Origin of the sequence: Isoptericola sp. b408, assembly GCF_030588085.1 — a bacterium.
GTDB classification, from domain to species: Bacteria; Actinomycetota; Actinomycetes; order Actinomycetales; family Cellulomonadaceae; genus Isoptericola; species Isoptericola sediminis.
The window spans coordinates 846,648-867,199 of record NZ_JAUQYQ010000001.1 but is presented as its reverse complement, the minus strand read 5'-3'; the positions used below and the strand labels follow the sequence as shown (position 1 = coordinate 867,199).

The 20,552-nt window shown below is 74.4% G+C and carries 23 protein-coding genes; 9 read left to right on the top strand and 14 right to left on the bottom strand.

From position 1 onward, the window contains the following. Positions 1-6 precede the first annotated feature (6 nt). The 3 genes from menD to Q6347_RS04020 are packed head-to-tail and all read right to left on the bottom strand — an operon-like array spanning position 7 to position 3,080. Complete coding sequence (menD, locus tag Q6347_RS04030; protein WP_304606752.1) at positions 7-1,827, bottom strand: 2-succinyl-5-enolpyruvyl-6-hydroxy-3-cyclohexene-1-carboxylic-acid synthase; 1,821 nt, start codon at positions 1,825-1,827, stop codon at positions 7-9. Further along, positions 1,824-2,840, bottom strand: a complete 1,017-nt coding sequence (locus Q6347_RS04025) for an o-succinylbenzoate synthase (RefSeq protein WP_304606751.1) — start codon at positions 2,838-2,840, stop codon at positions 1,824-1,826. Before Q6347_RS04025 ends, menD begins: the two co-directional genes overlap by 4 nt. Positions 2,841-2,897: 57 nt before the next feature. Further along, a complete protein-coding gene (locus tag Q6347_RS04020) occupies positions 2,898-3,080 on the bottom strand; it encodes a hypothetical protein (RefSeq protein WP_171246009.1) in 183 nt (60 codons plus the stop codon). Positions 3,081-3,172: 92 nt separating this feature from the next. Here Q6347_RS04020 and Q6347_RS04015 point away from each other — a divergent pair, with 92 nt between their 5' ends. Then, a complete protein-coding gene (locus tag Q6347_RS04015) occupies positions 3,173-4,171 on the top strand; it encodes a 1,4-dihydroxy-2-naphthoyl-CoA synthase (protein WP_304602556.1) in 999 nt (332 codons plus the stop codon). Between the two features lie 21 nt (positions 4,172-4,192). Here Q6347_RS04015 and Q6347_RS04010 read toward each other — a convergent pair whose 3' ends face one another. Then, entirely contained in the window at positions 4,193-5,266 is a 1,074-nt protein-coding gene (locus Q6347_RS04010) for a DUF3048 domain-containing protein (protein WP_304602557.1), read from the bottom strand. 72 nt (positions 5,267-5,338) lie between these two features. On the opposite strand from Q6347_RS04010, the gene Q6347_RS04005 reads away from it, so the two are divergent. Both Q6347_RS04005 and Q6347_RS04000 read left to right on the top strand, forming a co-directional pair. Further along, on the top strand, positions 5,339-6,496 hold the full coding sequence (locus Q6347_RS04005; protein WP_304606750.1) for an AMP-binding protein: 1,158 nt from the start codon (positions 5,339-5,341) through the stop codon (positions 6,494-6,496). Positions 6,497-6,507: 11 nt separating this feature from the next. Then, positions 6,508-7,377, top strand: coding sequence for a 1,4-dihydroxy-2-naphthoate polyprenyltransferase (locus Q6347_RS04000; protein WP_304606749.1), 870 nt, complete (start codon positions 6,508-6,510; stop codon positions 7,375-7,377). 19 nt (positions 7,378-7,396) lie between these two features. On the opposite strand, the gene Q6347_RS03995 is transcribed toward Q6347_RS04000, so the two are convergent. After that, positions 7,397-7,717 carry a DUF4229 domain-containing protein gene (locus Q6347_RS03995; protein ID WP_171246012.1) on the bottom strand — a complete coding sequence of 107 codons (321 nt, stop codon included), beginning with the start codon at positions 7,715-7,717 and terminating at the stop codon, positions 7,397-7,399. Between the two features lie 70 nt (positions 7,718-7,787). On the opposite strand from Q6347_RS03995, the gene Q6347_RS03990 reads away from it, so the two are divergent. Continuing rightward, complete coding sequence (locus Q6347_RS03990; protein ID WP_304602560.1) at positions 7,788-8,141, top strand: PLDc N-terminal domain-containing protein; 354 nt, start codon at positions 7,788-7,790, stop codon at positions 8,139-8,141. Between the two features lie 483 nt (positions 8,142-8,624). Here Q6347_RS03990 and ccsB read toward each other — a convergent pair whose 3' ends face one another. Genes ccsB through Q6347_RS03965 form a run of 5 tightly spaced genes read right to left on the bottom strand, consistent with a single transcriptional unit; the run spans position 8,625 to position 13,418 of the window. Then, positions 8,625-9,605 (bottom strand): c-type cytochrome biogenesis protein CcsB, encoded by a 981-nt coding sequence (gene ccsB, locus Q6347_RS03985; RefSeq protein ID WP_304606748.1) that lies wholly within the window; start codon positions 9,603-9,605, stop codon positions 8,625-8,627. Between the two features lies 1 nt (position 9,606). After that, entirely contained in the window at positions 9,607-11,397 is a 1,791-nt protein-coding gene (locus tag Q6347_RS03980; RefSeq protein ID WP_304606747.1) for a cytochrome c biogenesis protein ResB, read from the bottom strand. Further along, positions 11,397-12,191, bottom strand: coding sequence for a cytochrome c biogenesis CcdA family protein (locus Q6347_RS03975; protein WP_304606746.1), 795 nt, complete (start codon positions 12,189-12,191; stop codon positions 11,397-11,399). Before Q6347_RS03975 ends, Q6347_RS03980 begins: the two co-directional genes overlap by 1 nt. Position 12,192: 1 nt before the next feature. Then, positions 12,193-12,774, bottom strand: coding sequence for a TlpA disulfide reductase family protein (locus Q6347_RS03970; protein ID WP_171246015.1), 582 nt, complete (start codon positions 12,772-12,774; stop codon positions 12,193-12,195). Next, positions 12,774-13,418 (bottom strand): histidine phosphatase family protein, encoded by a 645-nt coding sequence (locus Q6347_RS03965; RefSeq protein WP_171246016.1) that lies wholly within the window; start codon positions 13,416-13,418, stop codon positions 12,774-12,776. Before Q6347_RS03965 ends, Q6347_RS03970 begins: the two co-directional genes overlap by 1 nt. A gap of 207 nt (positions 13,419-13,625) precedes the next feature. Here Q6347_RS03965 and Q6347_RS03960 point away from each other — a divergent pair, with 207 nt between their 5' ends. Further along, positions 13,626-14,177: a YceI family protein gene (locus Q6347_RS03960; protein ID WP_304606745.1), complete on the top strand. Its 552-nt coding sequence runs from the start codon at positions 13,626-13,628 to the stop codon at positions 14,175-14,177. 226 nt (positions 14,178-14,403) lie between these two features. Here Q6347_RS03960 and Q6347_RS03955 read toward each other — a convergent pair whose 3' ends face one another. Beyond that, entirely contained in the window at positions 14,404-15,108 is a 705-nt protein-coding gene (locus Q6347_RS03955; protein ID WP_171246018.1) for a redox-sensing transcriptional repressor Rex, read from the bottom strand. Further along, positions 15,105-15,347, bottom strand: coding sequence for a glutaredoxin family protein (locus Q6347_RS03950; protein ID WP_171246070.1), 243 nt, complete (start codon positions 15,345-15,347; stop codon positions 15,105-15,107). Before Q6347_RS03950 ends, Q6347_RS03955 begins: the two co-directional genes overlap by 4 nt. 80 nt (positions 15,348-15,427) lie before the next feature. Between Q6347_RS03950 and Q6347_RS03945 the strand changes: the two genes are divergently transcribed. Next, positions 15,428-16,243 (top strand): HAD family phosphatase, encoded by an 816-nt coding sequence (locus Q6347_RS03945; protein ID WP_304602566.1) that lies wholly within the window; start codon positions 15,428-15,430, stop codon positions 16,241-16,243. 93 nt (positions 16,244-16,336) lie between these two features. Here the strand turns inward: Q6347_RS03945 and Q6347_RS03940 are convergent, their stop codons facing one another. After that, complete coding sequence (locus tag Q6347_RS03940; RefSeq protein ID WP_012085056.1) at positions 16,337-16,435, bottom strand: 30S ribosomal protein bS22; 99 nt, start codon at positions 16,433-16,435, stop codon at positions 16,337-16,339. Between the two features lie 172 nt (positions 16,436-16,607). After that, entirely contained in the window at positions 16,608-17,783 is a 1,176-nt protein-coding gene (locus tag Q6347_RS03935) for an acetoin utilization protein AcuC (protein ID WP_304602567.1), read from the bottom strand. 101 nt (positions 17,784-17,884) lie between these two features. On the opposite strand from Q6347_RS03935, the gene Q6347_RS03930 reads away from it, so the two are divergent. The 3 genes from Q6347_RS03930 to Q6347_RS03920 all read left to right on the top strand — a co-directional run bounded on the left by Q6347_RS03930 (position 17,885) and on the right by Q6347_RS03920 (position 20,501). Beyond that, a complete protein-coding gene (locus Q6347_RS03930) occupies positions 17,885-19,249 on the top strand; it encodes a TrkH family potassium uptake protein (protein WP_171246071.1) in 1,365 nt (454 codons plus the stop codon). 62 nt (positions 19,250-19,311) lie between these two features. Continuing rightward, positions 19,312-19,980 (top strand): TrkA family potassium uptake protein, encoded by a 669-nt coding sequence (locus Q6347_RS03925; RefSeq protein ID WP_304602568.1) that lies wholly within the window; start codon positions 19,312-19,314, stop codon positions 19,978-19,980. Beyond that, complete coding sequence (locus Q6347_RS03920; RefSeq protein ID WP_304606744.1) at positions 19,977-20,501, top strand: ATP-binding protein; 525 nt, start codon at positions 19,977-19,979, stop codon at positions 20,499-20,501. The genes Q6347_RS03925 and Q6347_RS03920 overlap by 4 nt, the downstream gene beginning before the upstream one ends. Positions 20,502-20,552 lie beyond the last annotated feature (51 nt).

The following is a 20,552-nucleotide window of genomic DNA, read 5'->3' as shown; positions in this document are numbered from 1 at the left end:
CCCTGGTCAGCGCGTGGCGGACCGGACGGCCGTGGCGATCCGGGCGGCGAGGTCCCGGGACTCCGCGAGCCGGTCGGCCCGCGGCACGCGCACCTCCACCACGCTCACCCCGGCCGGTGGCCGCGCGAGCGCGCCGGTCAGGGAGGTCAGGTCGTCGACCCGCCGGTGGGCCACGCCGTACCCGGCGCACAGCGCGGCCAGGTCCGCACCGTGCGACGTGCCGAAGACCCGCTCGAAGGTCGCGGCAGCCTCCGGACCCTCCTGGGCCAGGGTCCCGTGCTCGAGCGTGGCGAAGATCGACCCGCCGTCGTCGTTCACGACGACGACCTGCAGGTCGGCACGGTCCTCCGCGGGGCCGCGCAGCAGGCCGTTGAGGTCGTGCAGGAAGGTCAGGTCGCCCACGAGGGCCCGGGTGCGCACCCCCTGGCGGCCGGCGGCCAGGGCCACTCCCGAGGCCGTCGCGACGGTCCCGTCGATACCGGCCAGCCCGCGGTTCGCCAGGATCCGGGCCGGCGGGGCGTCCGGCGCCGCGTCGAGACCGAGGACGAGGTCGACGTCCCGCACCGGGTTGGAGGCGCCCACGACCAGCACGTCACCGGCCCCGGTCGCGGCGACCACGGCCCGCGCCACGACCAGGGCCGCGTGCGGGGCCGTCACGAGGTCGGCGTCGACGGCGTCGGTCCGGGTGACGGCGTCGACCTCGGCGGCGGCCGCGCGGCTCGCCGCCTGCCACCGCGCGGCGAACGCCCCGCCGTCGGCGGGCTCGCCGGGTGCGAACCAGCGGTCGGCGAGGCGGTCGACGACCCGTGCGGCGTGCCGGGCCGGGTCCGGCCACGGCCCGCCCCCCGGCGCGACCACGGTGACGTGCACGTCGGGGCGGGCGAGCAGGCGCTGCACGGGGCGCGACAGCGTGGGCCGGCCCAGGACGACGACGTGCTCCACGTCGTCGGCGAGCCCGTCGGCGCCGAGCACCGAACGGTACGCGGCCACGGCCCGCGGGCCGCCGCCGGCGCCGGAGGTCGGCTCGGCGAGCAGGGGCCAGCCGCGGGCCTCGGCGAGCCGGCGCGCGTCCGGACCGGCACCGTCCCCCGCCACGACGAGGGTGCGGGTCGGGTCCCCCGGCAGCGCCGGGTCGGCCCCCGGCCCCGCCGCCGGCGGCACGACCTCGACACCCCGGCCGGGCTGCGCGGGCGCGGTGGCCGCGTCGTCGTCCGCGCCACCGACGGGGTGCAGCGGGTCCCGGAAGGCGAGGTTGAGCTGGACCGGGCCGGGATGCCGGTCGCGCAGACCCCGGGCGGCGGCCACCGCCCGCCGGGCGGCGGACAGCAGGTCGCGCACCTCGCCGTCCCGTCCGTCGGGCGCGGGCACGTCGAGGGTGTAGCGGACGGCGGCGCCGAAGAGCCCGACCTGGTCGGTGGTCTGGGAGGCGCCGGTGCCACGCAGCTCGTGCGGCCGGTCGGCCGTCAGGACGACGAGCGGCACACGACTGTGCGAGGCCTCCAGGACGGCGGGGTGCAGGTTCGCCACCGCGGTGCCCGAGGTGGTCACCACGGCGACCGGGGCCGGTACCGCTGCCTCCGCGGCACCGGCCGCCGACCCCCGGGAGAGTCCGAGCGCGAGGAAGCCCGCCGAGCGTTCGTCGATGCGCACGTGCAGCCTGACCAGGCCGACGGCGTCCGCCTCGGCCAGCGCGTAGGCCAGCGGGGCGGACCGCGACCCGGGTGCCAGCACGACGTCGTGCACGCCCTGCGCGGCCAGGTCCGCGACCAGCGCGCGGGCTGCCGTGACCGCGGGGGCGGCCGTGCCGCCGTCGGGCGCGGGGCTCACGCGTCGGCCCCGTCGAGGAGCGCGGCGAGCCGGTCGTGCCGGTCGAGCCAGCGCTGCTCCAGCTCCGGCGGGGCGGCGACGGCGGCGAGCGCCCCCGCGTCCGGGCCGACCCGGCGCACCGGCAGCGTCCCGTCCACCGGGCGCAGCGGTTCGTCGGTGACGTCCCGCGTGAGCAGCTGGGAGGTGGCCAGCCCGCACGCGTGCGGCAGCTCGGGCAGGGCGGCCGCGAGCGCCACCCCGGCCGCCAGCCCGACCGACGACTCCAGGGCCGAGGAGACCACGACCGGCAGGCCGACCTGCTCGGCCAGGTCGAGACAGGCCCGCACCCCGCCGAGCGGCTGGACCTTGAGCACGACGACGTCGGCCGCCTCGGCGCGCACCACCCGCAGGGGGTCCTCGGCACGGCGGATCGACTCGTCGGCCGCGACCGGCACGTCGACGGCACGGCGGACGGCCGCCAGCTCCTCCACCGTCGCGCAGGGCTGCTCGACGTACTCCAGCCCCCCGGCGGCGCGGTCCAGCAACGGGATGCGGCGGCGGGCCGCGTCGACGTCCCAGGTGCCGTTGACGTCGACGCGGATCCGGCCGACGGCCGGTCCGTGCAGCGTGTCGAGCACGGCCCGGACCGCCTCGACCCGGCGGAGCTCGGCCTCGACGGGCTCGACCGAGCCGTCGGGGAGCCGCTGGCCCACCTTGACCTTCGCCGTCCGGCACCCGCCGGAGGCCAGCACGATCTCGCGGGCGCGTTCCGGGTCGACGGCGGGCACCGTCACGTTGACCGGGACGGCGTCACGCACGGGTGGCGGGAAGTCGAGGTCCGCCGCCTCGCGCGCGGCCCGCAGCCAGGTGGCGGACTCGGCGTCGTCGTACTCGCAGAAGGGGCTCAGCTCGCCCCACCCGGCCTCGCCGGCCAGGAGCAGACCGTCCCGGCTGGTCAGTCCCCGGAACGGGGTGCGCAGCGGAGCGGACCAGACGTAGCGGCGCCGGGGCGTCGCGGGCAGGGAGACGGGCACGTCCTCAGGGTAGGAGGTCGTCCGCGGCTCGGCAGCACGCGGGGGGACCGGGCACCGTCAGTCGGTGAACTCCTCCGGCGGCATGTGCCGCAGGATGCCGGGAGTGCCGACCGTGGCGACGGGCACGCTCTGGGTGGTGACGGTGGCGCGCCGGACCTCGGCGGCGTCGTAGGCGATCAGCTCGTCCACGACCTCGTCCGGGTCGGCGACCTCGGCGCTGTGGGATCGCGTCTTGTCCATGCCCCCATGGTGCAACTGCAGTTGTGCAGATTCCACGGATGACGCGCACATCTCGCGTGATCGGCGTGTCGAGCCGCGACTACCCTGAGGCCGTGAGCCACTCCGACAGCACTCCTCCGGTCCCCCCGCAGGTCTCGCAGACGTTCGACCCGACCCGATGGCGCCCCGTCACGGGCTTCGACGGGCTGACCGACCTCACCTACCACCGGGGGGTGGAGCGGTCCACGGCGGCCGACGGCACCGAGCAGGTCCGCGACCTGCCGGTGGTCCGGGTCGCGTTCGACCGCCCCGAGGTCCGCAACGCCTTCCGACCGCACACCGTCGACGAGCTGTACCGGGTGCTGGACCACGCCCGCATGACCTCCGACGTCGGCACCGTGCTGCTCACCGGCAACGGCCCGAGCCCCAAGGACGGCGGCTGGGCGTTCTGCTCGGGCGGGGACCAGCGCATCCGCGGACGGTCCGGCTACCAGTACACGACGGCGCCCGACGGCGGCGGCGAGGTCCACACGGCCGACGCCGTCGACCCCGCCCGCGCCGGGCGCCTGCACATCCTCGAGGTGCAGCGGCTGATCCGCACCATGCCGAAGGTCGTCGTCGCCGTCGTGGACGGCTGGGCCGCCGGCGGCGGGCACTCCCTGCACGTGGTCGCCGACCTGTCGATCGCGTGCCGGCAGCACGGGCGGTTCAAGCAGACCGACGCCGACGTCGGCTCGTTCGACGGCGGCTACGGCTCGGCCTACCTGGCGCGCCAGGTCGGGCAGAAGCGCGCACGGGAGATCTTCTTCCTGGCCCGCGAGTACTCCGCCGACGACGCCGAGCGCTGGGGCGGCGTCAACGAGGTCGCCGAGCACGAGGACCTGGAGGCCCTCGGCCTGGAGTACGCCCTGACGATCGCGGGCAAGTCGCCGCAGGCGATCCGCATGCTGAAGTACGCATTCAACCTGGCCGACGACGGCCTGATGGGCCAGCAGGTGTTCGCCGGGGAGGCGACGCGGCTCGCCTACCTCACCGACGAGGCGGTCGAGGGCCGCGACGCGTTCCTCGGCAAGCGGGAGCCCGACTGGAGCCGGTTCCCCTACGCGTACTGACCGGCCGCGCCGGGCCTGCGGTCAGGAGACCGACCAGGACCCGTCGCGGCGCGGCACCAGCTCGACCCACGTCCGGCCCGGGGCCAGCAGCACCTCGTCGCCGTTCGGCCGGGTCAGCCGCAGCGGCTTGCCGCGCCCCTTCTTGGTCCACTCCACGTCGACCGCCCGGCCGCCGCTGAGCACCGTCCCGGTGCCGGAGCCGACCAGCTCCGTCTTGGGCACCTTGGCGCCCGAGGCGTCGCGGTGGGAGGTGTTGGTGACCTTCATCCGCAGCAGCACCACGTTGCGCGCCGTGACGCGCCGGCCCGAGGAGATCGAGGGGACGCCGTTGTCGCTGCGCCGGTAGGCGCGGTCGCCCGCGTTCCAGGTCCAGGTGCTGCGCTGCGCCCGGGACAGGCGGACGTCGGCGACGCGGCCCCGCCGCCCGTCCGACCGCGCCGTCGACCCCTTCCAGCCGCGGGCGTAGGTGAACTGGGCGGGCGGCGGTTCCGCCCGTCGCCGGTCCGCCTGGCGGGCGAAGGTCCCGACGTCGCCGTACACGTTGTGCGGCATGTACCGGCGCGACGACCGCCAGAACCCCGGGTCGCCGTCGTCGTTGATCACGAGCTGGGTGCCGGACCGTTCCACGGCGCGCAGGAAGGCCGGGATCCCGCCGGAGGCGGCGAGGATCCCGTCCATCGGGGCGACGGTGGCCGGGTCCATGGGCCGCACCGACCGGATCGGGCCGACGGCGTCCGGGTAGCTCGAGTGGTACACGGCCACGAACCGCGTGATGCCGCCCTCGACGACCTGCTCCCACACGATGTCGGCCCGGTGCAGCCCGGAGTGCGGCCTGGCCGCCGGGGAGTTCTCGATCTTCACGGCCACCGCGGGCCGCTCGGGCACCTTGTCCGTGCGCTTGCCCGTCAACGGCCAGCGCGGCGGCTCGGGCGTCGGGGACGGCTCGGGCTCGGCGGGGGCCGGCGGGCCGATCTTCGCGCGCGACACGTCCGGGGCCACCGTGACCGGGGCCGGGGCCTCGGGCGGCTCGGCGGAGCATCCCGCGAGCATGAGCATCGCCAGGACGAGCGCGAGCGCCGTCGGACGTCGTGCCACCACTTCCTCCTCGTGCAGGGTGGCAACAGGCTACGGCCCGCCACGCCCGAGCGGCGCACTATCGTGACCTGCGTGCTGCCCCCCGACGTGTCCGCCCTCGTCGACCGGACGCGCCGCGCGCTCGACGGCGGCCCGCCGGTCGTCCCGCTCCCCCGCCTCGGCGACGCCGCCCCGCCGCCCGGGACCGCCGCCGTCGTGCGCACCTCCGGGTCCACCGGGACACCCCGCGAGGTGGCCCTCAGCGGCGCCGCGCTGCGCGCCTCGGCCGCCGCCACGGCGGACCGGCTGGGTGCGCCCGGCCGCTGGGTGCTGGCCCTGCCCGCGACGCACGTCGCGGGGCTGCAGGTGGTGGCCCGGTCGGTCCTGGCCGGCACGCCGCTGGTCGCGGCCGCACCGGACGAACCGTTCACGCCGTCCCGTCTCGCGGACCTGCTGGCCGAGGCGCTCGCGGGCGACGATCCCGTCCACGTCTCGCTCGTGCCCACCCAGCTGCACCGTGTCGTGCAGGCGGCCGACGACGGGGCGCCCCGGGCGCTGGACGCGCTGGCACGCTGCGGGGCGGTGCTGCTCGGCGGCGCCGCCGCCCCGCCGGTGCTGGTCCGTCGCGCCCGGGAGGCCGGGGTGCGGGTCGTGCGGACCTACGGCATGTCCGAGACGTCGGGCGGGTGCGTGTACGACGGCGTGCCGCTGGCGGGCGTCCGGGTGCGGATCGACGCGGACCCGGGCGCGCCGGGGGTCGTGGAGCTCTCCGGCCCGGTGCTCGCCTCCGGCTACGTCGGGGACGAGACGGCCACCGCGGCCGCCTTCCACGACGGTCCTGACGGCCGCTGGTTCCGCACCAGCGACCTCGGGACCCTCCGGGACGGGGTGCTGCGCGTCCTCGGCCGGGCGGACGACGTCGTCGTCACCGGTGGGGAGAACGTGGCGCCGGTGGCGGTCGAGGCGGTCCTCGGCGAGCTGTTCGACGGGGAGGTGTGCGTGGTCGGCGTGCCGGACCCCGAGTGGGGGCAGGCCGTCGTCGCCGTCGTCACCGGACCGCCCGGGACGCCGGCCGGCTGGCTGCCCGACGCCGCGCTGGCGCCCGTGCGGTCGGCGGTCGCCGCTAGGCTGGGGCGGCCCGCGGCGCCGCGGCGGATCCTCCAGGTCGCCGGGCTCCCGCGGCGTGGTCCGGGCAAGGTCGACCGCGCCGCCGTCGTGGATCTCGTGCGTCACCACGACGCACACCGCTGAGAGGAGAACCCATGGCCACCGCCGCTGAGTGGCTCGCCGGCGCGCGCCCCCGCACGCTGCCGGCCGCCGCGGCCCCTGTCGCGATCGGCACCGGCGCGGCGGCGCAGCTCGACGCCGTCGCCTGGCTGCCCGCCGTGCTCGCGCTCGGCGTGGCCCTGGCGCTGCAGGTCGGCGTCAACTACGCCAACGACTACTCCGACGGCGTGCGCGGCACCGACGTGGACCGGGTCGGGCCGCTGCGGCTCACCGCGTCCGCCGCCGCGCGGCCCGGTCAGGTCAAGGGGGCGGCGTTCACGGCGTTCGGCGTCGCCGCGATCCTGGGGCTCGCCCTGTGCGCCGTCTCCGGGCACTGGTGGCTGATCGCCGTCGGCGCCCTGAGCATGCTGGCCGCCTGGTACTACACCGGTGGCGAGCGCCCCTACGGCTACGCCGGGCTCGGCGAGGTCGGCGTCTTCGTCTTCTTCGGGCTGGTGGCCACGCTCGGCACCACGTACACCCAGGCCGACCGGATCTCGTGGCCCGCGGTGCTGGGCGCCGTCGGCGTCGGGCTGATCGCCTGCGCGCTGCTGATGATCAACAACCTGCGCGACATCCCCACCGACGTGCTGGCGGGCAAGCGCACGCTCGCGGTCCGGGTGGGCGACCACCGTGCTCGCCGGCTGTACGCGCTGTGGCTCGTCGTGCCCGTGCTGCTCGGGCTCGTCTGCGCGATCTGGAACCCGTGGGCCTTCCTGGTGGCGCTGCTCCTGCTGCCCACGGTCCTGCTCGTGCTGCCGGTGCTGGCCGGGGCGCAGGGACGCGCCCTGGTGCCCGTCCTGGCCGGGACCGGCCTCTTCGAGCTCGCCTACGGGATCCTGCTGGGGCTCGGCCTGGCCCTGTGACCGGCCGCCGCGTCGGGTCTCAGGAACGCTGCTGCGGGCCGTCGGCCGCGGTGCCGTCGGCGTGCTCCGACCGGTCGGCGTCGAGGACCGCGTCCTCGGCGGCGGCGTCCTCGTCGATCCGCGTGTCGCCGCGCGTGCGCTCCTTGCGGCGCCGGTCGCGCTCCGCGAGCCAGGCCGCGGCGTCGTCCCGCTGCCGACGCAGCGCGAGGTAGGAGACGGCGAACGCGACGACGAGCGCCACGAGCGGCAGCAGCCACCCGCCGAGACCGACGAGGTATCCGAGCACGAGCGCGGCCACGAAGACGAGGAGGCGCAGCGCGGAGTAGATGAGCAGTGGCACGTCACCAGGGTAAGGCCGTGCCGACAGCCCCGGATGCGGTGCACCCTCGCGGTCGTTCTAGGCTGGAGGCATGTTGCGCGTCGTGGTGATCCTCCTCGTGATCGGCCTGATGGTCTACACCCTCGCCGACCTGGCCGGGTCGGAGGAGGAGGATCGCGGCGGCCTGCCCACCTGGCTCTGGCTGATCATCATCGTGTTCCTGCCGGTCTTCGGGCCGATCTCGTGGCTCGTGACCAAGCGGACCCGGCGCCGTGGGTCCGGCGGCGGGCGTACCGGCCGCCCCGGGCGCGGACCGCGACGCCCCTCCGGACCGGTCGCGCCCGACGACGACCCGGACTTCCTGTGGCGGATCGAGCAGGAGAAGCGGCGTGAGGAACGTCGCAGGAAGCGTGACGAGGAGGGGCCCGACGCGCCGTCGGCCTGATCGCCGCGGCCGGACCCTTCCCGGCCGCACGGGCGGCCCCGCGAGTCAGGGCGATCCCCCGCGAGTCAGGGCGATCCCCCGCGAGTCAGGGCGATCCCCCGCGAGTCAGGGCGATCCCCCGCGAGTCAGGGCAGTGCTCCGCGAGTCAGGGTCATCCACCGCGAGTCAGGGCAGCGCTCCGCGAGTCAGGAGAACGCCCGGGTGCCTGGGTCGGCACAGGTTCGTCCCCGAGCGAGCATCCCGGCACCGCCGGCACGACGCCCTGACTCGGGGGCGAAGAGCCCTGACCCGCGCAGGATCGTCCTGACTCAGGGCAGGATCGTCCTGACCCGCGGCGTCGAGCCCTGACCCGCGCAGGATCGTCCTGACCCGCGGCGTCGAGTCCTGACTCGCACAGGAGTGCCCTGACTCGGGGCGAGGAGCCCTGACCCGCGCAGGATCGTCCTGACCCGCGCGGGTCGAGGTGGCCCGCGCGGGTCAGGGTCAGCTGATGCCCGAGTACGAGTGCTTGCCATTGAAGATCAGGTTCACGCCCGTGAAGTTGAACAGCACGCAGGCGTAGCCGACGACGACGAACCAGGCGGCTCGCCGGCCGGACCAGCCCCGTGTCGTGCGGGCGTGCAGGTAGGCCGCGTAGACGACCCAGATGATGAAGCTCCAGACCTCCTTGGGGTCCCAGCCCCAGTACCGGCCCCAGGCGTCCTCGGCCCAGATGGCTCCGCCGATGATCGTGAACGTCCACATCACGAAGCCGACGGCGTTCAGGCGGAAGGACATCGACTCCAGCGCGGCCGGGGCCGGCATGCGGTCGAGCCAGCGGAATCCCGGGCGCGTGAGGAACGGGGACCCGGTCTCCCGCGCGTCGCGCAGCAGCTGCAGGACGGACAGCACGAACGCGACCGTGAAGATCCCGGTCGCCGTGATCGCGACGCCCACGTGGATGACCAGCCAGTAGTTCTGCAGCGCCGGCTGCACGCCGGTCGCCGCGACGTGGAACGAGTTGAGTCCCACGACGACGAACAGCGTGACCAGCCCGGTGACGAAGGCGCCGAGGAACCGCACGTCGCGGCGCAGGTTCCACACGAGGAACACCACCATCGCCACGAAGGACCCCACGAGCGTGAACTCGTACATGTTGGCCCACGGCGTGCGCCCGGCGGCGAGGCCCCGCAGCAGGATCGCCACGCCGAGCATCGCGGTGCCGAGCCAGGACGTGGACAGGCCGATCCCGGCGGCACGCCGTCGGGCCGGACCGCCGTGGCCGACGTCCGCAGCCGGTCCTGCGCCGTCCGGCGCCGCGACCGCGCCTGGCGCACCGGCACCGACCGTCGCCCGCGCCTCGGTCCGCGCCTCGAGGCGTTCGTCGGTCCGACGTCCCAGGTCGATCGCGAAGGCGATCATCGCCACGGCGAACGTCGTCGCCGCCGCCCACACGAGCAGATCGCTCAGCTCGGCGATCTCCATCTCAGTCCTCCTCGCTCCCGGTCGCTCGACCGTCCGTCGTCCCGGCACCGGACCCACAGGTCCGTCCGGCGCCGTCCGGTCCGTCGCGCTCGACGTCCGGCAGCGCTCCGAAGGCCTTGTCGACCTCGGTCTCCAGCCCGGCGTCGTCCCCACGGGCCAGCCCGGCGACCTCGACTCGCGTGACGCGGCCGGACGTCCATGATCGCACCCACACGCGGCGTCGCGGCAGGAAGAGCGATCCCGTCAGCCCCAGCAGCGCCAGGAGCGCGAACGTCAGCACCCACGCCAACGAGGGGTCGTGCCGCAGGTCCAGGGCGACGAACCGGGGGACGTCCTCGCCGAGCGCGACCGTGCCCAGCCCGTCGGGCAGCTCGACCGAGTCGCCCGGCTCGAGCAGCAGGGTGACCCGTCCGCCGTCGTCGTCGAGGGACGGCGTGAGGTTCGCGGTGTCCAGGCGGTAGACGTTCTGCGGGACGCCGGCGTCGAGCCCGAGATCGCCGCGGTACACCTCCAGGACGAGCAGCGGGTCCTCCGGCAGCGGGAACACCGACTCGGCGGTGCCGTCCTCGTTGATGACGGCCGTCGGCAGGAAGTACCCGATCAGCCCGATCTGGTCGAGCCCCGGCGACACGTCCGGCACCTTGACGACGCCTCGTGAGGTGTACACCTGGTCCTCCGGCAGGAACGGCACCCGCCCGCTGAACGCGGTGGCACCCTCCGCGTCGGTCACCGTGATCTCGGGGGCGTACCCGTTGCCCTGCAGGTAGATCTTGGAACCGTCGACCTCGAGAGGGTGGTTGACCCGGATGGTCTCGGCCCGCGAGGAGCCGTCCGGCTCGGTGACCGTGACGTCGGCGGTGAAGTCGCGGGACTGGGCGAACGCGACGGTGTCCGTGGCGAACTCGGACTCGAAGGAGTCCAGCGTCATCGAGAACGGCACGAGCGACTCCGGGGCGAACCACGCGCCGGACTCGAACGTGTCGTAGTCGACCACCGCGTTCGCGAAACCGCGCCCCTCGGTGATGATCGCCTGCCCGCGGTAGTGCATGAGCTGGCCCACGGCGACGGCGATCACGAGGCCCACCAGGGCCAGGTGGAACAGCAGGTTGCCGCTCTCGCGCAGATACCCTCGCTCGGCGGCGACGGTCCGCGCAGCAGGCCGCCCGGGCAGCGCGCCGCGGGCGGCCCGGGCGTCCTCGGCCCCGGTCTCGACCCGGAAGGTCGGCAGGCGTCGCCACCGGCCGCGCAGGTGGGTCGACGCCGCGTCGGCCACCTCGTCCGGCGTCGCGGACGTCGTCCCCGTCACGTGCACCGGGAAGCGCTCGAACCGGGCGGGGGTCCGCGGCGGGCGGGCCCGCAGCGCCCGGGCGTGCGCGATCGTGCGCGGCACGATGCAGCCGACCAGCGACACCAGCAGCAGCAGGTAGATGGCCGAGAACCAGACGGACGTGTAGACGTCGAAGAACCCGAACCGGTCCAGCCACTCGCCGGCGGTCGGGTGGTCACCCAGGTACTCGACGACCGCCGCGGGGTCCTGGTCGCGCTGCGGCAGGATCGAGCCGGGCAGCGCCGCGACGGCGAGCAGCATGAGGAGCATGAGCGCCACGCGCATGCTGGTCAGCTGCCGCCACGTCCAGCGCAGCATGCCCCGCCAGCCGAGCTGGGGGGCCTGCGGTCCCCGCGGGGACGACGGCGCCCCGGACGGCTCCGGTCGGGCGTCCGCCGCGGACGTCGGCTCACCGGTGGTGAAGTCGTCCGCGATGCCCTCGGGACGGTAGGTCCGCTCGCTCATCACACCACCGTCGTGTATCCGCTGATCCAGCTCTGCAGCAGGCTGGTGGTCACGCCCCACAGACCGGTCACCATCGCCAGGCCGATGACGATGAGCAGCCCACCACCGACCCGCATGATCGTCAGCCGGTGCCGTCGCAGGAAGCTCAGCATCCGCTCGGAGGACTGCAGGCCCAGGGCCACCAGCAGGAAGGGCACGCCGAGGCCGACGCAGTAGGCGATCCCGAGCAGGACGCCCCGGGTGGCCGACGCCTCGTCCAGCGCGAGGGACTGGACGGCGGCCAGGGTCGGGCCCATGCAGGGGGTCCACCCGATGCCGAACACGACGCCGAGCAGCGGTGCGCTCCACAGGCCGGCCCGCGGTGTCACGTGCAGTCGGCGCTCCCGCTGCAGGAAGCCGATCCCGCCGAGGAAGGCGACGCCCATGAGGACGACGACGACGCCGAGCACGCGCGTGAGGACGTCCTCGTAGCGCACCAGATAGGCACCGGCGGCCCCGGCCGCCGCCATGAGGGCGACGAACACGGCGGTGAAGCCGAGGACGAAGAGCCCGACCCCGGCCACGACCCGGCCACGGGCCGGCGCGGCCGCCGGGGCCGCCGTCGTCGTCCCGCCCCGGGACGTCTCGACCGGGCCGGCGTTCGCGGCGGCCATGCCACCCACGTACCCCACGTAGCCGGGGACCAGGGGCAGCACGCACGGCGAGGCGAAGGAGACCAGACCGGCCAGCAGCGCGACGGGGACGGCGAGCAGCATCGATCCGCTCACCGCCGTCGTCGCGAACAGCTCTCCCATCTCAGGCACCCGCCATCGCGTCGTCGATCAGGCTGTTGAGGGTGCTCTCGGACACCTCGCCGACGACGCGGGCGGCCACGCGACCCTCGGCGTCGAGCACGACGGTGGACGGGACCGCCTGCAGCGGCACGACGCCCGACAGCCCGGCCACGACCTGGCCGCTGCGGTCCTCGATCGACGGGTAGGGCACCTCGAAGGTGCGCTGGAAGGCGAGCGCGGCACCGGCCTCGTCCTCGGTGTTGATGCCCAGCAGGTGCACCCCCTCGTCGGCGCGGTCCGTCGCGATCGAGACCAGGGCCGGAGCCTCGGCGCGGCAGGGCGCGCAGCCTGCGTACCAGGTGTTGAGCACGACGACGTCCCCGCGCCAGTCGGCGGTGGAGACCTCGTCCCCCTCGAAGCTGGTGCCCTCGACGACCACCGGCTCGGTCCGGTCGGCCGGCTCCCACTGCTGCACGGTGCCGTCGCCGGAGACGAACCCCTGGCCGACGACGTCGCCCGCGCCGGAGTCGGCGGCGCCGCACCCGGCCAGCGCGAGGGCCGTCCCGAGGGCGAGCGCGACGCCCGCCGCGTGGCGGCGCGCCATCAGGCGCCCGCCTGCGGCTCGGCGCCGACGAGCAGGTCCCCGGCGGGTTCGGCGTAGTGCAGTCCGGCGAAGTGGTCGTCGGTGAACGTCAGCGACGTCAGCGAGGCCAGCGCGCACTGGCGACGCCGCGGGTCGTGGGCCAGGCGCCTGCCCTCGAAGGCCAGCCGGGTCAGCCAGACGGGGAGCTGGTGGCTCACCAGGACGACCTCGCGCCCCGCGTGGGCACGTCGGGCGTCGTCGACGGCGGCCCGCATGCGCACGACCTGGTCGGCGTAGGCCTCGCCCCAGGACGGCCGCAGCGGGTTCCACAGCAGCTTCCAGTACCGGGGGTGGGCGAGCTGGGCGGGGTTCGTGCCGATCGTCGAGCCCTCGAGCAGGTTGCCGGCCTCGATCAGCCGGTCGTCGGTGGCCAGCTCCAGGCCGAACGCGGCGGCGACGGGCGCGGCGGTCTCCTGGGCGCGCTGCAGCGGGCTCGCGACGACGGCGGCGACGTCCCGGCCGGTGTCGGTGAGGTGGTCCGCGACGCGTCGCGCCATCTGCTGACCGCGGTCGGACAACCGGTAGCCCGGGATGCGTCCGTACAGGACGCCGTCCGGGTTGTGGACCTCGCCGTGCCGCATCAGGTGGACGGTGGTGGTGGCCATGCGCCTTAGTGTCCCAGATCCCGGGGGTGGACCGGTCGGCGCGACAGGCGTCGTGAGCCGCGTCACGATCGGGCCGCGGACCGGTCTCCGAACTCGTCCGGACGGCGCGGGAATACTGCGCCGGGGTGCCCTGTTCATGCATTTCGATGGAACGATCCGGACGCGATCGCATCACGTCCTGCAACCGATCTGACAAGGAGCCACCCCATGGCCACCCCCCTGCCCCCGGCCCTGACCACCGGCACCTACGCCGTCGACGCCGGCCACTCCACGGCGTCGTTCTCCGTCCGCCACGCCGGCATCTCCAAGGTCCGCGGGACCGTCGGCATCTCCGCCGGGACGATCACCGTGGGCGAGGACCTCGAGTCCTCCTGCGTCGCGGTGACGCTCGACGCGAGCGCCGTGAGCACCGGTGACGAGAACCGCGACCAGCACCTCAAGAGCGCGGACTTCTGGCACGCCGAGGAGCGCCCCACCTGGACCTTCACCTCGACCTCGGTCACCGCCGACGACGACGCCTACATCGTCACCGGCGACCTGACCATCAACGGCGTGACCCGGTCGGTGGACCTGCCGGTCGCCTTCGAGGGTGCCGCGACCGACCCGTTCGGCAACAAGCGCGCCGGGTTCGAGTCCGAGATCGTCATCAACCGCAAGGACTTCGACCTGACCTGGAACGCCGCGCTCGAGACCGGCGGCATCCTGGTCGGCGAGAAGGTCAAGATCGCTCTCGACGTCTCGGCGATCGAGCAGAACTGATCCCACCACGCCGGTGAACCGGCGCCTGTCGGCGTCGTGCCCGCCGCACCTCGCCGTCGCCGGTCAGCGCACGGGAACCGCGTCCGCGCGGATCCCGTGCGCTGACTCGTGCAGCGGGGGCCTGACTCGTCACGGGCCGTCCTGACTCGTCACGGGCCGTCCTGACTCGTCACGGGCCGTCCTGACCCGCGGCGAGACGGCCCGGCCCGCAGGATGGTGCGCGGGCTCAGGCGGAGGGCTGGACCCCGGCCACCGCGGGGTCACCGTCGACACCCACGGCGTCCCCGGACTGCGCGTGCCGCGCCGCGGCGTGGAACGCGAGGATCTGCAGCTCACCCGCGACGTCGACGCTGCGCACCACGACGTCGTCGGGCAGCTGCAGCGCCACCGGCGAGAACGACAGGATCTCGCGCACCCCGCAGGCCACGATCCGCTCGGCCACCGCCTGCGCCGCCGCACCCGGCGTCGCCAGGATCACCATCGACACCCCCCGGGCGGCGAGGATCTCCTCGAGACGGTCGGAGTGCTCGACCTCGAGGCCGGCGGCGCTGCGACCCACCACGTCCGGGTCGGCGTCGATCAGGGCCACCAGCCGGAACCCGCGGGCCGCGTAGCCCGAGTAGTTCGCCAAGGCGTTGCCGAGGTTGCCCACGCCGACGATGGCGAGCCGGTGCTCCGACCCGAGCCCGAGCGCGGCGCTGATCGAGGACGCCAGCGTCTCCACGTCGTACCCGACCCCGCGGGTCCCGAAGGACCCCAGGTAGGACAGGTCCTTGCGCAGCTGGGCCGAGCCCACGCCGGACCGCTCCGCCAGCCCGGAGGACGACGTCGTGGTGACGCCGTCGCTCAACAGGTCGCGCAGGGCACGCAGGTAGAACGGAAGCCGCGCCACCGTCGCCGCGGGCACCGTCACCTCACCGATCTCGATCACGTCCGCTTCCCTCCCGGGGGGACCGCCAGACGGCGCGCCAACCTCACCGCGTCCACCCGCCAGAACCCCTGCTGCACGCCGTCCACCTCGACGACGGGCACGTAGTCGCCGTACCGCTCGGTCAGCGCGGCATCGGCCTCGATGTCGATCTCCCGCCACGCAGCGCCCGCCTGGTCGCACACCGAGGAGACCACCTGCCTGGCGTCGTCGCACAGATGGCAGCCGGGTCGGGTGTACATCACCACCCGTGCCGTCTCCTCAGGGGTCGTCGGGGTGCCGCTCACGAGGACAGCGTATCCGCGCGGCTACAGTGGACCGCATGCCGTCTCACGCCGACCCCCCGGTCAGCCCGCCGGCGGCAGCGTTCTTCGACGTGGACAACACGATCATCCGCGGCGCCAGCTCGTTCCACCTGGCCCGGGCGCTGTACCGGCGCGAGTTCTTCGGGACCGCCGACCTGCTGCGGTTCGGGCTGATCCAGGCCAAGTACCTGCTCTTCGGCGAGTCGCGCACCCAGATCGAGACCGTGCGCAGCCGGGCGCTGTCCCTCATCGCCGGCCGCTCGGTCGCCGAGATCACCGCCGTGGGCGACGAGGTCTACGACACCGTCCTGGAGCTGCGGATCTTCCCCGGCACGAAGCGACTCCTGGACGAGCACCTGGCGGCCGGGGACCAGGTCTGGCTGGTCACCGCGACGCCGGTCGAGATCGGCGGCCTCATCGCACGCCGGCTCGGCGCGACCGGCTGCCTCGGCACCATCGCGGAGCACGAGCGGGGGTACTACACCGGCGCGCTGGTGGGCGACCTCATGCACGGCGAGGCCAAGGCTGCGGCCGTGCGGGAGCTCGCGGAGCGCGAGGGGCTCGACCTGGACCACTCGTACGCCTACGGGGACTCGCTGAACGACCTGCCGATGATGCGGTCCGTCGGCCACCCCTGCCCGATCAACCCCGACGTGCGTCTGCGTCGGCACGCCAAGGAGGTCGGCTGGCCGATCCGCGAGTTCCGCGGTCGCGGTCAGCGGGTGGCGCACCGCGGCGTGCGGACCGCGTCGTGGGCAGGCGCGGCCTGGGTCGCGGGCCTCGTGCTCCGGGCCGCGCAGCGTGCCATGCGCCGACGCGTCCGGGGCCGCTGACCGGGGACGCCCCTCCCCACGGACGCAGCGAGCCCGGCACCCCTAGGGTTACCGGGCTCGCTCAGCACGACCCGCCGGACGGCGGGCGGTGCCTCACTTCTTGTTGCGACGCTGGTGGCGCGTCCTGCGCAGCAGCTTGCGGTGCTTCTTCTTCGCCATGCGCTTGCGGCGCTTCTTGATGACGGAGCCCATGAGGTCCTCACAATGCTGATCGGTGGTCGGACGGCGTTGGCACCGGCGCCCGTGAGCCCGGGCGCAGCCGACCAACGCGAGAAAAGTCCGTCTATCAGAATACCCGATCACGGCCGGTGCCTCGGGCCACGGCGGCGTGCGCCGGGTCACCCCGGCCGCGGGACCGGCCCGGTCAGTCCAGGAAGGGGTCGAGGCCGAACTCGGGGAAGACGTGGCGGCGCGTGGCGAGCACGGCCCGGTCCGTCGGGTCCGACGGGTCGTAGCCGGCCGACCACGGTTGCCAGGTGACCGGTCCGCGGCCCAGCGTCCTGGCCGCGGGCAGCCCGGACATCTCCTCCGCCGCCTCCCGCCACGCTGCCGGCAGCGGCATCCCCGTCTCCAGCGGGACGTGCGCCGCCTCGGCCACCAGCGCCGCCCACACCAGCGGCACCACGTCGACGACGGCGTACCCTCCGCCGCCGAGGGCCACCCAGCGACCCTCGCAGAGCTCGTGCGCCAGCTCGTGCAGCCAGCGGGCCGCGGTCTTCTGCGCGTGCACACCGACGGAGAGGTCGGCGAGCGGGTCGTTGCCGTGGGCATCGGCTCCGTGCTGGGACACGATGGCGTCGGGGGCGAACTCCCGCAGCACGGTCGGCAGCACCGCGTCGACGGCGCGCAGCCATCCGGCGGAGTCCGTCCGCGGCGGGAGCGCGACGTTGACCGCGGTGCAGTGGTTCAGCCCGGCACCGGTGTCCGCCGGGTCGCCCGTGCCGGGGAACAGCGTCCGGCCGTCCTGGTGGACGGAGAAGGTCAGCACCCGCGGCTCGTCCCAGAAGATCGCCTCGACGCCGTCGCCGTGGTGGGCGTCGAGGTCGACGTACGCGACCCGCTCCGCCCCGCTGTCCAGCAGCCGCTGCACGGCGGCGGCGGCGTCGTTGTAGACGCAGAAGCCCGACGCCGCGTCCCGGCGGGCGTGGTGCATGCCGCCGGCGATGTTGATCCCGTGCTGCGCCCGTCCCGACCAGACGGCGTCCGCGGCGGCGACCGAGGCCCCCACGAGCCGGGCCGCGGCCTCGTGCATGGCGGGGAACACGGGGTCGTCCTCCGTCCCGAGCCCCCGGGCGACGTCGGGCTCCCCCGTGGTCGCCGCGCGGCGCACCGCGGCGACGTAGTCGGCGTCGTGCACGGTCTCGAGGAGCTCGTCCGGTGCGCAGACCGGGTCGACCACCTCCAGCCCGGGTTCGCCGAGCAGTCCGAGCTCGGTGATCAGGCGCATCGTCAGGGCGAGCCGCGCCGGCGCCATGGGATGCCCGAGCCCGAAGTCGTAGCGCAGCAGCTCGGGACTCCACAGCAGCTGGGCGACCGACATCCCGCCACGGTAGCCCAAGCCGTGGCAGGCTGGGCGGCGACCAGTGCGGACGACGAGGGAGGGCGCGGCCGGTGGCCCGATCGGTGCAGGACCGCGCCTCGATGCTGCGCGAGTGGGTGGACCGCACGGCCCGGGAGTACCCGGCCCGGCTGGCGATGACGGTGTTCGCCGCCGTCATCACGCTGTTCACGCTCCTGCTGCTGCCGCCCTGGGCGACGGCCACGGACACGGGCGCCCGGTTCGTCGACGCCCTGTTCACCGCGACGTCCGCCGTGTGCATCACCGGCCTGGTCGTCGTCGACACGGCCGAGTACTGGTCGGAGTACGGCCGCGCGGTCATCCTGCTCGGCATCAAGGTCGGCGGGCTGGGCGTCATGACGATCGCGTCCCTCCTGGGGATCGCCGTCTCCCGGCGCATCGGACTGACCCAGAAGCTGCTCACCGCCTCGGAGACGAAGACCGGGACGACGCGGCTGGGCGAGGTCGGCTCCCTGATCCGGCTGATCATCGTGGTCTCCACCTCGATCGAGCTGACGATCGCCCTCATCCTCCTCCCCCGGTTCCTCGCGCTCGACGAGAGTCTCGGGCTGGCGCTGTGGCACTCGACCTTCTACGGCATCTCGGCGTTCAACAACGCCGGGTTCGTGCCCACCGTGGACGGGCTGCTGCCGTACGCCTCGGACTGGCTGGTCATCATCCCCGTCGTCCTGGGCGTGTTCATCGGCGCCCTGGGCTTCCCCGTGATGCTGAACCTGCTGCAGGCGCGCCGGCACGGGCGCCGGTTCCTGCGGCACCTCTCGCTGCACACCAAGCTGACGATCACGACCAGCGTCGCGCTGCTCGTGGCGGGTCTGGTGATCATCGGCGCGATGGAGTGGGCGAACCCGGAGACGCTCGGCGGCCAGGACCTGAGCACGAAGTTCCTCTCGGCCCTCATGGCCTCCGTCATGCCACGGTCCGGCGGGTTCAACACGTTCGACGTCGGCGCCATGCGGGCGGAGTCCTGGCTCGTCACCGACGCCCTGATGTTCGTCGGCGGCGGGTCGGCCTCCACCGCCGGCGGCATCAAGGTCACCACGTTGGCCGTCATGCTGCTCGCGATCGTCGCGGAGGCACGCGGTGACCGGGACGTCGACGTGTTCGGCCGGCGCATCCCCCGGGACACGCTGCGGCTGTCGATCGCCGTGGTCTTCATCGGCGCCACGATGGTGCTGGTCTCCTGCATCGCCCTGGTCCGGATCACCGACTTCTCCCTGTCGCAGATCCTGTTCGAGGTCATCTCCGCGTTCGCGACGGTGGGGCTCTCGACGGGGATCACCGGCGACCTGCCCGACGGCGGGAAGTACTGGTTGAGCGCCCTGATGTACCTGGGGCGCGTCGGCACCATCTCCGTGCTCGGCGCCCTGGCCCTGCGGGACCGGCGCCGCGTCATACGCTTCCCCGAGGAGCGCCCCATCATCGGCTGACGACCCGCGCGCCAGACGGCAGCGGCGCGTCGCCGACACCACCGACCGACCGGAGGAGAACCGTGGCAGAGAAGAAGGACGACCGGGACGCCGGCGTGCTCGTCATCGGCCTGGGCCGGTTCGGGTCGTCCCTGGCGGAGACGCTGGACCGGCTCGGCCAGGACGTGCTCGCGGTCGAGACCGACGACCGCCTCGTCAACCAGTGGTCCGGCCGCCTGCCGCTGGTCCAGGCGGACGCGTCCAACCCGGAGGCCCTGGAGCAGCTCGGCGCCCAGGAGTTCGGCGTGGCGGTGGTGGGGGTGGGGACCGAGCTCGAGGCCTCGGTGCTCATCACGGGCAACCTCGTCGACCTCGGCACCCCCCAGATCTGGGCCAAGGCGATCTCGGCCGAGCACGGGCGCATCCTGACGCGGATCGGCGCCCACCACGTCGTGTACCCCGAGTCCGACGCCGGCTCGCGGGTCGCCCACCTCGTCAGCGGCAAGATGCTGGACTACATCGAGGTCGAGGACGGCTTCACGATCGTCAAGATGCGCCCCCCGCGCGAGATGCAGGGGTTCACGCTCGCCCAGTCGGACATCCGCAAGAAGTACGGCATCACCGTGATCGGCGTGAAGTCGCCCGGCATCGAGTTCACCTACGCCACTCCCGAGACCCGCGTCAGCGCGAACGACCTGCTGGTCTGCTCCGGACACGCGGACCTGCTGGAGCGCTTCTCGGCGAGGCCGTGAGCACGGACCGGGGGCGCACCGCGGCACCGTCGTCGCCGTCGGTGGTCCTCGTCTGCGGTCCGGCCGGTGCAGGCAAGTCGACGCATGCCCGGCGCCTGGCGGACGACGGCTACGCGGTGCTCTCGTTCGACGCCGAGGCCTGGCGGCGCGGGCTGCGCGATCACCCGGTGGACGCCGAGGACGCGGCCGCCGTCCACGCCCACCTGCAGCGCGAGCTGCTGCGGCACGTCGCCGCCGGGGACCGCGTCGTCGTGGACACGTCGTTCTGGTCCCGGTCGTCCCGGGACGCGTACCGCGACCTGCTGCGCCCGCACGGCGTCGAGCCGGTGGTGCACCTGCTGGACACCCCGCGGGACGTCGTGCTGGAGCGGCTGGCCGCACGCCGGCACCGCGGACCCGACGACGTCGCCGTCCCCCGGGCGCGCGCGGAGGCCTACCTCGACGGTTTCCAGGTCCCCACCCCGGACGAGGGCCCCCTCGTCGTGCTCGACGGACGTGACCGCGGAGGCGTCGTGGAGTAGGCTCCCGGATAATTCCTCATCCGAGGAATTATGATCACGGACCGAGGGAGC

Excerpts from the sequence above, each read along its gene's own strand:
- Q6347_RS04020 (WP_171246009.1), bottom strand. The coding sequence starts at position 3,080 with ATGGACAAGACGCGATCCCACAGCGCCGAGGTCGCCGACCCGGACGAG.
- Q6347_RS04000 (WP_304606749.1), top strand. The coding sequence starts at position 6,508 with ATGGCCACCGCCGCTGAGTGGCTCGCCGGCGCGCGCCCCCGCACGCTG.
- Q6347_RS03990 (WP_304602560.1), top strand. The coding sequence starts at position 7,788 with ATGTTGCGCGTCGTGGTGATCCTCCTCGTGATCGGCCTGATGGTCTAC.
- ccsB (WP_304606748.1), bottom strand. The coding sequence starts at position 9,605 with ATGGAGATCGCCGAGCTGAGCGATCTGCTCGTGTGGGCGGCGGCGACG.
- Q6347_RS03980 (WP_304606747.1), bottom strand. The coding sequence starts at position 11,397 with ATGAGCGAGCGGACCTACCGTCCCGAGGGCATCGCGGACGACTTCACC.
- Q6347_RS03975 (WP_304606746.1), bottom strand. The coding sequence starts at position 12,191 with ATGGGAGAGCTGTTCGCGACGACGGCGGTGAGCGGATCGATGCTGCTC.
- Q6347_RS03970 (WP_171246015.1), bottom strand. The coding sequence starts at position 12,774 with ATGGCGCGCCGCCACGCGGCGGGCGTCGCGCTCGCCCTCGGGACGGCC.
- Q6347_RS03965 (WP_171246016.1), bottom strand. The coding sequence starts at position 13,418 with ATGGCCACCACCACCGTCCACCTGATGCGGCACGGCGAGGTCCACAAC.
- Q6347_RS03960 (WP_304606745.1), top strand. The coding sequence starts at position 13,626 with ATGGCCACCCCCCTGCCCCCGGCCCTGACCACCGGCACCTACGCCGTC.
- Q6347_RS03950 (WP_171246070.1), bottom strand. The coding sequence starts at position 15,347 with ATGTACACCCGACCCGGCTGCCATCTGTGCGACGACGCCAGGCAGGTG.
- Q6347_RS03945 (WP_304602566.1), top strand. The coding sequence starts at position 15,428 with ATGCCGTCTCACGCCGACCCCCCGGTCAGCCCGCCGGCGGCAGCGTTC.
- Q6347_RS03940 (WP_012085056.1), bottom strand. The coding sequence starts at position 16,435 with ATGGGCTCCGTCATCAAGAAGCGCCGCAAGCGCATGGCGAAGAAGAAG.
- Q6347_RS03935 (WP_304602567.1), bottom strand. The coding sequence starts at position 17,783 with ATGTCGGTCGCCCAGCTGCTGTGGAGTCCCGAGCTGCTGCGCTACGAC.
- Q6347_RS03930 (WP_171246071.1), top strand. The coding sequence starts at position 17,885 with ATGCTGCGCGAGTGGGTGGACCGCACGGCCCGGGAGTACCCGGCCCGG.